Source organism: Cecembia rubra (assembly GCF_003014575.1).
GTDB classification, from domain to species: domain Bacteria; phylum Bacteroidota; class Bacteroidia; order Cytophagales; family Cyclobacteriaceae; genus Cecembia_A; species Cecembia_A rubra.
Window position 1 is genome coordinate 73325 of sequence record NZ_PYGF01000007.1, and the last position, 14286, is coordinate 87610.

The following is a 14286-nucleotide window of genomic DNA, read 5'->3' on the forward strand; positions in this document are numbered from 1 at the left end:
ATCTCTTGTTTAATTCTCTATTATCACACATTTTCCAGACTCCACATCCTGCTCTACGCTTTTGTATTTCACATCTTTCAGAAGCTTACCATCTGCATACTGAACAGAAACTTTATCGTTTCTACCATAAGTCTTTTCAGATTTTCTTGGAGCCACTGCCTGTGGGGCTACTGTCCTGTTGGCTACTGCTGCGGCAGCCTGTCTGCTGGCACCAGGGTTCAGTGAACTTCCCACTTCTTCTTTGGAAGCACGGACATTGTTCTCTTCTCTCCTTTGGGTCTGGGCAGCCCTTACCTGACTTGGATCCTGGGTAGGAAGTTCTGCTTTTGATAGGAAAGAAATGGTATCCTCATTCAGCCTTCCAATAAAGCGCTTGAACATTTCAAAGGCCTCAAATTTATAGATCAACAAAGGATCTTTTTGTTCATAGACCGCATTCTGAACAGATTGCTTCAGGTCATCCATATCCCTTAGATGCTCTTTCCAGTTTTGGTCAATGATGGCCAAAGTGACATTTTTTTCAATGGCCCTGATAAGATCCCTACCTTCATTTTTGACTGTAGATTCCAGGTTGATTACCACACCGATCTGCTTAATTCCATCTGTGATGGGAACCATGATCTCTTTCACAGTAGCACCTCTCTGGGCATAAACATCTTTCAAAACCGGAAGTGCTTTGGTCAGGATGCGCTCATTTTTACTTACATAATTTTTATAAGCCGCATCAAAGAGCTCCTGTGTCAAAACCAGGGCGTCTTTGCTCTTAAAGTGATCTTCTGTAAACTGATGGTCAATCCCCAAAGAACTGTAGATATTCATCCTGAGGTTGTCCAGATCCTCGGTAGATTTGCCCATTTCAATAATGCCTTCACAGACATCATACATTACATTGAGAATATCCAGTTCCAATCTCTCTCCGAGAAGGGCATTCTTCCTCCTCTTATAGACTACCTCCCTTTGGGAGTTCATGACATCATCATATTCAAGAAGCCTCTTCCTGACCCCGAAATTGTTTTCTTCTACTTTCCTTTGTGCCCTTTCAATAGATTTGGTGATCATGGAATGCTGGATTACCTCCCCTTCTTCCAATCCCATACGGTCCATCAGCTTGGCAATCCTATCAGAACCAAACAATCGCATCAAATTATCCTCCAAGGATACAAAAAACTGGGAAGATCCCACGTCCCCCTGACGTCCCGAACGACCTCTCAACTGTCTGTCGACCCTTCGGGATTCATGACGCTCTGTACCGATAATTGCCAAACCACCCGCTGCTCTGGATTCAGCTGTCAATTTGATGTCTGTACCCCTACCGGCCATGTTGGTAGCAATAGTGACTGTTCCTGATTTTCCGGCCTCAGCGACAACATCCGCTTCTTTGGCATGTTGCTTAGCGTTCAACACCTGATGCTTGATCTTGCGGATTGTGAGCATCCTGCTCAAAACTTCCGATATTTCAACCGAAGTTGTACCCACCAGTACTGGCCTACCGGCATTGGTCAATTCTACAATTTCATCAGCCACAGCATTGAATTTCTCACGTACTGTTTTATATACTTTGTCTTCCCTGTCTTCCCTGATTATGGGTTTATTGGTAGGGATGACAACCACATCCAATTTGTAAATCTGCCAAAATTCCCCGGCTTCAGTCTCCGCTGTACCGGTCATACCAGCCAATTTGTGGTACATCCTGAAGTAATTCTGAAGGGTAATGGTCGCATAGGTCTGTGTAGCATCCTCTACCTTAACATTTTCCTTGGCTTCGATCGCCTGATGCAAACCGTCAGAATACCTCCTACCTTCCATCACACGGCCGGTCTGCTCATCTACAATTTTCACTTTTCCATCTACAATGATGTACTCCGTGTCCTTTTCAAACATACAGTAGGCCTTGAGCAACTGGTTGACGGTATGGATTCTTTGGGCCTTAACCCCATAATCCTTGATGATCTCCTCTTTTCGGATCAGTTTTTCTTTGTCATCCAAATCCGGATTTTTCTCCATTTCTGCAATGGCCATACCTATATCCGGAAGGATAAAGAAATTAGGATCCTCATTCTTCTGGGTAATGGCTTCAATACCTCTATCGGTCAGTTCTACAGAATTGGATTTTTCATCAATGGTAAACAACAAAGGCTCATCTGCCTCAGGCATCATTCGCTTGTTGTCCTGTAAGTAATAATTTTCAGTTTTTTGAAGGACAACCCTAATTCCAGGTTCGGAAAGGTATTTGATCAAAGGCTTATATTTAGGAATACCTCTGTAAGCCCTGAAAAGTGCCAGTCCGCCTTCTTTCTCATTTCCTTCAGAAATCAGTTTTTTAGCGGTAGTAAGGTATCCTTGGATCAATTTTCTCTGTTCATCCACCAAAGTTGATACCCTTGGTTTCATATCCATAAACTCATGCTCATCGCCTCTTGGCACTGGGCCTGAAATGATCAAAGGGGTTCTGGCATCATCTATTAATACGGAATCCACTTCGTCTATCATAGCAAAATGGTGCTTACCCTGAACCAGGTCGCCGGCATCCCTAGCCATATTATCCCTTAAGTAGTCGAAGCCAAACTCATTATTGGTGCCATAGATGATGTCGCAGGCATATGCCTTTCTTCTCTGATCTGAGTTAGGCGGATATTTATCGATACAATCTACCTTGAGACCATGGAATTCAAAAAGAGGGGCATTCCATTCGGAGTCCCTTTTGGCGAGGTAGTCATTGACAGTTACCACATGCACTCCCCTTCCGGAAAGGGCATTGAGATATGCTGGCAGGGTGGACACCAAGGTTTTACCTTCACCAGTGGCCATTTCAGCAATTTTCCCCTTGTGGAGCACCATACCACCAATTAACTGGACATCATAATGGACCATGTCCCATACAACTTCATTTCCTGCTGCTATCCAGCGGTTGTGCCAAATTGCTTTTTCCCCTTGAATCACCACATTGGGTTTTTTGGCAGCTAGTTCTTTGTCCCAGATTGTGGCTGTTACCTCCAACTGTCCATTTTCTTTGAACCTTCTGGCTGTTTCCTTGACCACTGCAAAGGCTTCAACCATCACTTTCTCAAGAACTACTTCCAAAGCTTCATCTCTTGACTTTTCTGTTTTATCAATTTCGTTGAAAAGTGCATCCTTTTCATGGACTTTTTCAGGATCTAAAGCATTGATCTGCTCCCTAAGTGAAGCTATTTTGTCATCAAAAGACTTCAGGTCAGCATTGATGAGGGATTTGATTTCTTCGGTTTTCGCCCTCAGCTGATCATCACTGAGTTCTTTTAACTTACTGAAGGCCTCATTGATCAAACCTACTTTTGGGGATAATTCCTTTATATCTCTATCGGATTTGGTTCCGAATATTTTGGCCAATCCTTTGGCAAGAATATCTAACATAAATTTATACAGTAAATAGGGCCTTAAAATTACGGCCTTTTTGTTAATTATAGTAATTCAACGGAAGATATGACAAACAGTACCTGGTTAAATCCGCTATTCTCTCCCAATTTTTAAATTTCAGCATGAATAATTCCCTTGAAAACCTGTTCTGCGGGTCCTACCAATACAATATTTTGAAAACTTCCATCTGCACTTTCCGAAAACCTTACTTTAAGATTTCCTCCAGGGGTTTTGATTTTCACTTCGTGAAGCTCATTCTGATAGCCAAATACCAAGGCACAGGCGGTCACTCCGGTACCACATGAAAGTGTCTCGGCTTCCACGCCACGTTCGTAAGTACGCACATAGATTTCATCAGAAGCTATTGGAGTAACAAAATTCACATTGGTACCTTTAGGTGCATAGGTCTCCGAATAGCGTATTTCTGCGCCTTCTTTTACCACAGGATAACTGGTCACATCCTCCACAAAACGCACATGGTGAGGTGAGCCTGTATTTACAAAGTAATCCTTGCCTGCATTGGCCAAACTGGTAACGGGACTCATGCCCAGTTCTATCCAATCTCCGGCCACTTTGGCATCATGTGGACCATCGATGGCCAGAAAATACGTTTCGTTTTCAATAATTCCTAAAAACCTCGAAAAGGCTACTGCACAGCGGGCACCATTGCCACACATGCTTTGTGAACCATCCGCATTGAAATAAATCATTTCAAAATCAAATCCTGATTTATTCCGGATTAAGATCAAGCCGTCTGCTCCAATGCCAAACCTGCGGTCACATAGATTTTGGACCAATCCCAGGTTGTGGACCGGAAAATTCTCAGCCCTGTCATCTATCATGACAAAATCATTGCCCGTCCCCTGATATTTGTAAAAAGCTATTTCCATATTGTCATAAGAGATCTCGATTTTATGCGGTTCAAAAACCAAACCAAGTTTAAATCGTTATGCAAACATAAACATCTTGTCAGGATTTCAGACTTATTGTCTGATATTCGGTTTCATAATCAGGATGAATTGGCTAACTTGGGGATTCTTGTGATAGATCAACCAAACAAACAACGGAAATCTACAACCTTATGAAAAAATCATCTTTTGATGTTTCCAGAAGAATATTCCTGGGTCAAAGCACTAAAGTAAGCTTGGCAGTAGGAATTGGAAGCAGTGTACTCGGGTCTGCTTTCTTGAGCGCTTGTGCTGGAGAAAAATCCAGTGAGGGGAAGGAAACTGGCAAGATCTTGTTGAGCACAGGTTTTGAACAAATGCCTTTGGCTTATGCTTTTGATGCCCTTGAACCCCACATTGATGCGATGACAATGGAAATTCACTACACCAAGCATGCAGCAGCCTACGCCAAAAACATGGCCGAAGCAGCCTCAGAAGAGGGTGTAGACGTAAGCAGGCCCTTGGAGGAAGTATTGATGAACATCTCTCAGTATTCCACCAAAATGAGAAATAACGGAGGAGGTCATTATAACCATGAGCTGTTTTGGAAAACCATGTCACCAAATGGAGGAGGACAACCTGGGGGAGACCTTGCAGAAGCCATCAATGGCGCTTTTGGTAGTTTTGAAGAATTTCAGAAGCAGTTTGAGGATGCCGCCAAAGGTAGGTTCGGCTCAGGCTGGGGGTGGCTCGTCTTGGATAAAAACAATCTCCTTAAAATAGGCTCTACTCCAAATCAGGACAATCCATTGATGGATGTTTCTGATTTGCAAGGCATTCCACTTTTGGGGATTGATGTGTGGGAACATGCCTATTACCTCAATTATCAAAACAGAAGACCTGATTATGTCTCTGCATTTTGGAACGTGGTCAATTGGGCAGAAGTCGAAAATCGATATGAAACCTTGATGAAAGGTTAATCGAAGCGGGGACTTGTCCCCGTTTTTTTTTTGTCTGATTAAAACTTCATTTTTTCTTCATAATCCCCCTCTTTATTTGGAGAGTAATCAAATTTTAAGATCGATGAAAACCATAAAAAGATTATTCGGATTGACGGGAGCATGCTTTGCCTTGTTAACTTTTGGCCTTATTTCCTGCTCCAATGATGATGCTATCAATGGTAAGGGACAAATAAAATTAAACATTACAGATGCTCCTATTGATCAAGAAGGAATCACAGGGGTATTTATTACTTTTATAGGTATAGAATTCCAAAAAGATGGAGGCCCTTGGCAAACTGCAGAGGAGTTTGAAGGACCAGTTACCATTAATCTTTTGGAACTTCAAAATGGAAGAACTGAATTGATGGGAGATTTTTCAGCCGGAGCAGGAGATTACTCAGGCCTTCGATTCATGTTGGATGCGACGGAAAGAGGTAAAAATGCTTCTAATCCCGGGTGCTACATTGAGTATGAAGATGGAAGGATAGAACCATTATTTGTTCCCAGCGGCGCGCAAACAGGTTACAAAGCTATAGGAGAGTTCTCTGTTCCTTTAAACGGGACGGTTGAAATCACAGCAGATTTTGACCTAAGAAAATCTGTCGTAAAAGCTGGTGCTTCTGGGCTATATTTATTGAAGCCAACCATCAAGGTCATTGTGAACAATCAAGCTGGTGGCATCAAGGGAAATATTACGAACAGGGACACAGAAAGCAATTATGTGGTTTACGCCTATGAATCAGGCACCTATACAGAGGCTGAAAGTGCCGATCCTGTAGGAGAAGATGTGAGATTTCCTAACGCAAAAAGCAATACAGGTGCCGAGGAAAACGGAGATTATATGTTGGCCTTTTTGGCACCAATGAATTACGACCTGATTGTCGTTGCAGTAAATTCTGAAGGGACTCCTACAGTAGTAAAAATTGTGCCTGACATCACTGTCAATAGCAGGGAGGTTACTATAGTTGATATTACTTTGGAAGAATAAATCAATTTAGAATCTATATTTTTTAAGGCCCAGATGAATTTTCTGGGCTTTTTTTATGTCCAAAGGATGGGTAAGCCTTTTTCCTTTTCCCATGAAATACATTTTATTTGTATAAACAATCCAAACCAATCAACATGCAAGATCCCAAAAGTCTTACGTCTGTAGCGGAATTCCACAAAACTTTCCAGCACCCCATTTTACCCCATCCCCAGGTACCAGATCCAAAAAGGTGTGAGTTACGGGTTTCTTTGATTGCCGAAGAGCTAAAGGAATTGGAAGAAGGCATTCACAATGGAGATATTGTAGAAATTGCGGATGCACTTTGTGACATTCAATATGTATTGGCCGGAGCAGTGCTGGAATTTGGACTGGCAGATAAGTTCAAAGCCCTATTTGATGAGGTTCAGCGCTCCAACATGAGTAAAGCCTGCAAAACTGAAGAGGAAGCCAAAGCTACTGTAAGCCACTACCAAAACCAGGGTGTGGATTGTTTCTATGAGCAAGTCGAAGAGCTTTTTTTGGTTTACCGCTCCGGTGACAGAAAAACCCTAAAATCCATTTTTTATTCTCCGGCAGATCTCAAAGGCATACTCTCCAAATAAGTTTAAATTATCATGTCCAAATTGCAGCTGGCCATATTGCTCTTTGATGATGTAGAGGTTCTGGACTTCGCAGGACCTTTTGAGGTTTTTTCTGTTACTTCCCAACTCTCAGGCTATCAAAGCCTGGAAGTAAAAACAGTGGCTAAAACCAAATCACTCGTCCAGGCTAAAAACGGGCTTAAGGTAATGCCGGATTTAGGAATAGATGAACTTATCCAAGTGGATATTTTGGTCATTCCTGGAGGTGATGGGAGCCGGGCAGTTATACAAGATGAAGAGCTGATGGGAAGGATCAATAGGATTATTGAAAATGCCAAAACAGTTTTTTCTGTTTGTAGCGGAGCCCGAATCTTAGCCAAACTGGGCTATTTGCAAGGACAACGCTTTACTACACACCATGAAGTATTCGAGGATATTTTAGCTTTGGAGCAAAGTGCTATACCAGAAAGAGATGCAAGGTTTGTGGATAAGGGAAAGTTTATGACTGCGGCAGGTGTAGCCGCTGGAATTGATCTTTCACTTTATGTGGTGGAAAAATACTTTGGCGAAAAGGCAAAGAAAAAAACAGCCCGGTATATGGAATATGGGGAGCAGTGAAAAAGGAAAGACGGATTTCGAAAATTAACTTTGTTTGTAAATGTTTTTTGTTTCAAAAATCCTCCTTCCGGATATTGTGGTTCAAAACCCACATAGCCTCCACTTTCGATCTTCACCTTTAGACATCTCCCTTATTTACTAACTTCTCAATCGGCAAAATTAACCACGCTCACTTTTTCCCAAAACCCAACAACTGCTTCATCCCCGAAAAGACAAAGGGGAATTGAGGAACACTGTTCCTGATTTTAAATTCTTCCCAAAACCCACTTTCATTGGCCAAAAATGCCAAGATCCTCTCAGGCTCTACCTGCTTGAAAAGACTGGAAAAAATCTGTTCACCGCCCAGGCTTTTGGTCAATAAGACGTCCAATAAAGTCCTGTCGTACCATTCAAACATTCTTTCCCTAAAGGAAGGAATGCAGACAGGGGGATGGTTTTGCTTGAGTCGTTCAATGATCAGCCCAATGTGTTTCTGCACAAACTGAAAGGTATATCCCGTACTGGGTTTGGTGTAACCTCCTGCTGTACCAATATTGACGATACGTTTATTTTTTCCCACATGTGCAGGAAAGCGGGCCAGTGACATGGGTATCACCCCAAATTCAGAGTGGGTAATTTCATATTCATTAATGCCCAATTTCTCCTGGATATAACTTTTAAGTGCTGATTCATAGGCTTCTTCTTGTAATACCCTTTCTGTGAATAAGGTATATTCCACCAAAGCGAGATTTTCGGAAGTTGGCAAAACGTACATAAAAGTAGTTCCATGAGTCTGTGGTAATGTAAAGTCCATAAGAGTCCCCACTTGTGGAATAAAAACAGGTTCTTTCGTCTTAATATACCAGCCCATAAAATGTTGCAACAAGGTATTTTCCTCAGTCATCCTGGGGTAAAAAAGTGAAGTCGAGTTGAATACATAATCCGCCAAATAGTTCCCCTTATCTGTCTTAACCTGTGCCCTTTCTTCCCGCTCGGTGATTTCCAAAATCTGCTCCTGCAAAAAACTGACATTGGCAAAGCCTTTGACAAATTCCAATATATGGGCGTAAAAATCACCAGACTGTATCATTTTATATCGGTAATCCTTCATCTTAAATTCCTTGGAAACCTGAGGGGAAAAAAACTGCAATGTTCCCCACTGATGGCAGACCAAAGATTCAAATGGCCCTTCTTCTTTTTCCCAAAAGCACCAGGTTCGGTCATTCTGGGACTTATTGGCAATATCGATTATAAGTATGTTTTTGTGTTTTAAGCTCTCTTCCTTCAAAAGGCGGTATAAGAAACTCAGTCCCGCCATTCCGGAACCTGCCACTATATAATCGTATGTATTGGACATGCTCTTTGGTAATAATTATAGTTTATAAATCAGCAATGAAAACTAGTTACTTTAAACACATTATAAATTTGCCTATAGTGACAAATCCCATCCAATAATACCATAAAAGAGACAGAGTGTTTAAATCCTCTTCCGATTATCTCCTCTGAAGAAATCCCAGAAAGTATTTCTATAATGCCCAGCACGCATTAATCTTCAAAGGATCAATCCTCGATATTTTTTATATAGCGGAACCTAATCCCCTTCTTCCAACTCAAAAATGGATTCCAGATTGACTTGGAAGACTTTGCAGATTTTTAAGGCCAAAACCGTGGATGGCACATATTTCCCCGCTTCAATAGAGTTGATGGTCTGTCGGGAAACGCCGACTTTTTCCGCAAGTTCTTGTTGGGTAAGGTCAAGTTTTGCACGTTCCACTTTTATACTATTCTTCATGGTTTGGAAACTTTCCACAGTTGATATCTGAAAGCAAGGTAGATGTAGGCACTTAATAAAAACATTACCAATGCTGCGGTGATGGGCGGACCCGAGATCATCTGTACTCCAAAATTCCCAATTAAATGAATCAATATGATGGCACCTAAACCCCACATTAACCAATAGAATCCGGTCTGAAAGGATTGGAGTCTAATCGTATTGATCATTTCGTCTTCTTCCTTCTCCTTGGTATTGATCAGAATTATCAATCCGATAGCCCAACTTGCGTAACAAAGATCAGCCACTAATTCCCCCTGAATCTTTATCTCTCCTTTAGACACCAAATCAGCGGTGACAAGCACTGCGATCAATAAAATGGGTAATGGGAAAAAAAGATATGCGACTTTTTTCCAAACAGTCCCAAAAAGTGGGACTTTGATGATATTCTCATTTTTCATGTTTGTAAAATTTAATTTACCAAATGTAAAGATTATTTTACATTTTGTCGCAAATAGTTGTCATTATTTTTCAACACCGCACATTGTTATTGAATTAAGTATTCCCTAAAAATATTTTATGTATATCCGCAATTAGACCAGTAACCAATTTAAATTGGGTCTTAAATCAACCTGATATTAATAGATATTGGATCCGCCTCGGGGGACAAGTTATTCATTGATATCGGTTTGAAATCTTAGGTTTATTCTATTGTGATTATTCTACTGGTATGAAAGCGGACAATCATAAAATCTTTAATAAAAAACAGGAAACTCAATTTCATTCTACATATTTCCTCCAATTATGCTGCTCTTTAAAGCCCAGGACTTCCTTGATTTTTCGGTTTGAATAAAGGGCCTCATGACCTTCCAATTCGCGGGTAAGCGGTACGCCTGGGAAATACCTTTCTGCCAATTCCTTTGCAGAAATAGTAGCTACATTGTGATCATTGGCAGCATTGAATACCTGATATCCCAAGCCATCTTTTTTCAAACAAAGATCCACTATTTGACCCAGGTCCCTTGCATCGATATAGTTAAAAATCATCCTTCGCCGAACTCCGGGATTTTCTATAAAAAATGGAAAAGATTCCGCGTATTCATGGGGTTCTATCACATTCCCTATCCTTAAAGCATAAATATCCACACCCGAACGGCGTTGGAAGCTCCGTGCTGTTTTTTCATTTAAGACCTTGGATAATGCATAACTGTCCATTGGGTTGACATCATATTCTTCTTCTATCGGTAGAAAATCAGGATTGGTTTTACCGTCTGAAAAGCAAACCCCATAGGTCGTCTCGGAAGATGCAATAATGATTTTTTTGATTCCCAATTTGACAGCAGCTTCTATGACATTGTAGGTACCAAGGGTATTGACCCGAAAAGTCTCATTATCAGGCTGAATCAATATCCTAGGTATAGCTGCAAAATGTACCACTGCATCAAATTTTGGCACTCCGGTACCCGGTTCCAATTCGTCAAACCCAGCATAAGAAGTCATGGCATTGAACATCTGTCCAGAATCTGTGATGTCTGCAATCAGATTATCCACTCCTGGATAATCCAGTGGCTTCAGGTCCACATTCATTACCCTATGTCCCTGGTCAAGGAGGTAGGGGACGACATGCTTGCCGGCTTTACCTGATCCCCCCGTAAAGAATATCCTCATGATTTCTTAGATTTTAATGTTTGAATTGTTTATGGCAAAGTTGTTCAATGCTTAAAAATAAGGAGATAATGCCTACAAAAAAAGCCGCTTTTTTGCGGCTTTCTAGTTAGTTCGATGTTAAAATCTTCATAAGTTCATCCAACTTTGGAGATAAGATAATTTCCGTCCGTCTATTGAGTGCCCTTCCATCAGCAGTATCGTTGGAAGCCCGAGGCATAAACTCACCTTTTCCTGATGCAGTGACTCTAGTAGGGGAGATTCCATGTTCATCAGTAAGAATACGGACAATAGAAGTAGCCCTGACCACACTCAAGTCCCAGTTGTCTCTAAATCGAGATGTCCTGATGGGTACATTATCCGTATGTCCCTCGACTAATACATCAATATCGGGATTTTTGGTCAGGACATCACCCAAAACCCGAATGGCCTGTTTACCTTTTTGCTCCACATCAGCACTTCCAGATCTGAACAAAAGTTTATCTGACATGGACACATATACTTTCCCGTTTCTAATTTCTACTGTCAGTTCATCTGAATTAAAACCAAGCAAAGCATTTCTCACTATTTCATTTAACCTTCTGGTTATGGAATCCTGCCGGGCTATGATCTGTTGCATTTCCCGCAGGGACTTTTCCCGCTCAGCCAATAATCTCTCTTTCTCATTCAGCTCAGCAGATTTTTGCTGTAAAGCTGTGTTGAATTGCTGGGCCTGGGACATGTTTTCATCAATCAACTTGTCATATTTTCCCTTCAATTCATCATATTCCCGCTGTAAAGCTTGATTTTGCCGGCTACTTTCATTGAGCCGTGAAGTAAGGTCTGCATTTTCGGATTCACTGATTTCCAGATTCGTACAAAGTTCATCTCTCTCAATGACCACTGCCTGTAATCTTTTTCCCTTGGGAAGTTTATCAGGAATTCGATCGCCACATCTGTAAATGGGAGCACATGAAGATACGGCCAACAAAAGCAAGCCGCCAATAAGTGCAAGGACTTTAAAATTGCTCATGGTAACGGTTGTTTTCAGGGGGAATTTCACAAGAATTACAAACGCAAATGCATGAATGCCTTAGGGAGTCTTATATCAGATCAAAGATTTTGATTTCTTTTTGGGTTCATTCATGCTCATCCGGGCCATTGAAATCCGGAATTTTGACAAATTTTCAATCTTTGGCCAAAACCATTTCCCTAATATACGTTCCCAAATAGATAAAGTTTTATGAGAGGAAACCATTGGATTGGGGCCGAAATGGTTTTACTAATGTCCGATTTTGAGGGAGGTCATCGTCAGAGAACCGGCAACAGCTTTGTCATTGAAAAATTGTACCTTTTCCTTTTCATCTTTCAATGCCAAAGTATAAAGTAAGGGTATATAATGTTCGGGAGTGGGGATTGCCAAATCAAATGCTTTTCCCTGTGACCTAAAATTGATTAACTCTTGGTGATTTCCATCAAGAATGAAAGATTTCATTTTGTCATTGGCCTCAATAGCCCAGTCAAACCCGAAAGTTTCATTCAGCCTTCTCCATTCCACCATTCTAAGGTTATGTACCATGTTGCCACTTCCTATTACCAAAACTCCTTTTTCTCGAAGGGATTTTATTTCCCGGGCAAGCTCATAATGGTACTGGGGCTTCTGACGGTAATCTATGCTCATTTGAATTACCGGTATATCTGCTTGGGGATATAAATGCTTGATGACTGACCAGGCCCCATGGTCCAACCCCCATTTATCATCCAGCCCAACTTCGGTTTTGCTGATCAAGGATTTGGTTTCCCTTGCCAATTCAGGACTGCCGGGCGCGGGATACTGAACGGCAAAAAGTTCTCTGGGAAATCCCCCAAAATCATGAATGGTAGGAGGATTTTGCATGGCTGTTACAAAGGTCCCTTTGGTTTCCCAATGGGCAGAAACACATAGAACGGCATTGGGCTTGGGGATATCTTTGGCTATATTCCTGAACCCTGCTACAAATTCATTTTCTTCGATGGCATTCATGGGACTACCGTGTCCCAAAAACAGCAGAGGCATTTTTGGGGTTTTGCCCATTGGGGCTATCATGCTATTCAATTCTTGAAGTTTCATGGCGGCTAGAGTTAATGGACCCGATGCAATGAGCGGGACCAGTTTTTTAAGAAATGATTTTCAGTTCATTAAAGGCTATTTTGTTGTCTATCGCCAGAAGGAACCGTTTTTAAAGCTGCACTTTTCGGTTTACCATTGGTAGGCAATTAACCTAACATTAGTTCACTTTCAAACCCGTGACGTAATTGCACGGTCCGTAAATACTTAGACTGTTGTAGTGTGTAATTTAGGAAATAAAGACTCCCTTTTTTTTGATATTCCTTTTTGCTTACTTCTGAGCCTAGTTTCAATGCTACATTTTCAAAAAAAGCATCCAGCTTGGTCCCATATACACATTCCGGTTTCAATGGTGGATTAAATTGACCTTGCATTTTTAACCCTTTTTAAATTTTGTGGTAGTAGCTGCTCAACAACAACCATTCCTTCCCCATTCTTTCAAAGAATTTTAAGTGCCACCCTGATGGGTGGCACCCGAAGTGGTAAGTTCTTTAATTCCTGTCAGGAATTACCATAAATATTAGATTCACCCCCATCTATGGCAATGGTCTGACCGCTGATATAACCATTGTCCTCGCTGAGAAGGAAGGCGACCAACTTGGCCACTTCTTCCGGCTGTCCCAACCGTTTGGTTGGGTTACGTTGCGCATATTCAGTTTCTGCAGCTTTTGGATCAGTTGGATTTACCTGTTTGAAGGCTTCGGCTACCATAGGTGTCAAGATTGCACCTGGGGCAATTGCGTTGGTAAGAATTCCGTCCCGACCAAATTCCAATGCTGCGTTTTTGGTCATTCCCGAAACAGCATGCTTGCTTGCTACATATGCCGTTTGGTTGAGTACACCTCGTATTCCGCCTACTGAAGCCACATTTACAATACGTCCAAATTTTTGCTTTTGCATGACAGGAATCACATAGCGCATCCCATAATAGACTCCCATCAGGTTGATATCAATTACCTTTTTAAATATGTTGATATCGTATTCGGTGATGCTCGCCTGCTTGCCTTCTATTCCGGCATTATTGTATAATCCATCAATTCTGCCAAAAGTTTTGACAGCTTCATCCACATAGTTTTTTACTGCTTCTTCGCTGGAAACATCTGCTAGTACTGTGATGATTTTTACTTCCGGAAAGTCTTTTTCGATCTCATTTTTGGTATCGATCAAACTTTTTTCATTGTAGTCTACCAAAACCAGATTTGCACCTTTTGATGCCAATTCTTTGGCTGCGGAATATCCAAGTCCCATTCCGGCACCTGTGATAATTATAACTTTGTTTTTCATTGCCTTAATTATTTATTCTGAGAAATAAATTGA

The 14286-nt window shown here is 41.3% G+C and carries 13 protein-coding genes; 4 read left to right on the forward strand and 9 right to left on the reverse strand.

Going from position 1 to position 14286, the window contains the following annotated elements:
* Positions 1 to 9: 9 nt before the first annotated feature.
* The gene (gene secA, locus CLV48_RS13005; protein WP_106567727.1) at positions 10 to 3390 is read right to left on the reverse strand and encodes a preprotein translocase subunit SecA; all 3381 of its coding nucleotides are present in this window, start codon (positions 3388 to 3390) and stop codon (positions 10 to 12) included.
* Between the two features lie 113 nt (positions 3391 to 3503).
* A complete protein-coding gene (dapF, locus tag CLV48_RS13010) occupies positions 3504 to 4283 on the reverse strand; it encodes a diaminopimelate epimerase (RefSeq protein WP_106567728.1) in 780 nt (259 codons plus the stop codon).
* Between the two features lie 191 nt (positions 4284 to 4474).
* Between dapF and CLV48_RS13015 the strand changes: the two genes are divergently transcribed.
* The 4 genes from CLV48_RS13015 (at position 4475) to CLV48_RS13030 (ending at position 7468) form a co-directional block, all read left to right on the forward strand.
* Positions 4475 to 5260: a superoxide dismutase gene (locus CLV48_RS13015; RefSeq protein ID WP_106567729.1), complete on the forward strand. Its 786-nt coding sequence runs from the start codon at positions 4475 to 4477 to the stop codon at positions 5258 to 5260.
* A gap of 103 nt (positions 5261 to 5363) precedes the next feature.
* Positions 5364 to 6269 (forward strand): DUF4382 domain-containing protein, encoded by a 906-nt coding sequence (locus CLV48_RS13020; RefSeq protein WP_106567730.1) that lies wholly within the window; start codon positions 5364 to 5366, stop codon positions 6267 to 6269.
* A gap of 134 nt (positions 6270 to 6403) precedes the next feature.
* Positions 6404 to 6871 carry a pyrophosphohydrolase domain-containing protein gene (locus CLV48_RS13025; protein WP_106567731.1) on the forward strand — a complete coding sequence of 156 codons (468 nt, stop codon included), beginning with the start codon at positions 6404 to 6406 and terminating at the stop codon, positions 6869 to 6871.
* Between the two features lie 12 nt (positions 6872 to 6883).
* Positions 6884 to 7468 (forward strand): DJ-1/PfpI family protein, encoded by a 585-nt coding sequence (locus tag CLV48_RS13030; RefSeq protein WP_106567732.1) that lies wholly within the window; start codon positions 6884 to 6886, stop codon positions 7466 to 7468.
* A gap of 169 nt (positions 7469 to 7637) precedes the next feature.
* On the opposite strand, the gene CLV48_RS13035 is transcribed toward CLV48_RS13030, so the two are convergent.
* From CLV48_RS13035 to CLV48_RS13070, 7 genes are all read right to left on the reverse strand, one after another.
* A complete protein-coding gene (locus tag CLV48_RS13035) occupies positions 7638 to 8804 on the reverse strand; it encodes a lycopene cyclase family protein (protein WP_106567733.1) in 1167 nt (388 codons plus the stop codon).
* 234 nt (positions 8805 to 9038) lie between these two features.
* Positions 9039 to 9239, reverse strand: a complete 201-nt coding sequence (locus CLV48_RS13040; RefSeq protein WP_106567734.1) for a helix-turn-helix transcriptional regulator — start codon at positions 9237 to 9239, stop codon at positions 9039 to 9041.
* The gene (locus tag CLV48_RS13045) at positions 9236 to 9679 is read right to left on the reverse strand and encodes a hypothetical protein (RefSeq protein ID WP_106567735.1); all 444 of its coding nucleotides are present in this window, start codon (positions 9677 to 9679) and stop codon (positions 9236 to 9238) included. Before CLV48_RS13045 ends, CLV48_RS13040 begins: the two co-directional genes overlap by 4 nt.
* A 319-nt stretch (positions 9680 to 9998) precedes the next feature.
* Positions 9999 to 10886, reverse strand: coding sequence for an NAD-dependent epimerase/dehydratase family protein (locus tag CLV48_RS13050; RefSeq protein ID WP_106567736.1), 888 nt, complete (start codon positions 10884 to 10886; stop codon positions 9999 to 10001).
* Between the two features lie 106 nt (positions 10887 to 10992).
* Positions 10993 to 11895: an OmpA family protein gene (locus CLV48_RS13055; RefSeq protein ID WP_106567737.1), complete on the reverse strand. Its 903-nt coding sequence runs from the start codon at positions 11893 to 11895 to the stop codon at positions 10993 to 10995.
* Positions 11896 to 12144: 249 nt separating this feature from the next.
* Positions 12145 to 12972 carry a 4,5-DOPA-extradiol-dioxygenase gene (ygiD, locus tag CLV48_RS13060; protein ID WP_106567738.1) on the reverse strand — a complete coding sequence of 276 codons (828 nt, stop codon included), beginning with the start codon at positions 12970 to 12972 and terminating at the stop codon, positions 12145 to 12147.
* A 498-nt stretch (positions 12973 to 13470) separates the two neighbouring features.
* Positions 13471 to 14253 (reverse strand): glucose 1-dehydrogenase, encoded by a 783-nt coding sequence (locus tag CLV48_RS13070; RefSeq protein WP_245889555.1) that lies wholly within the window; start codon positions 14251 to 14253, stop codon positions 13471 to 13473.
* Between the last annotated feature and the right edge of the window lie 33 nt (positions 14254 to 14286).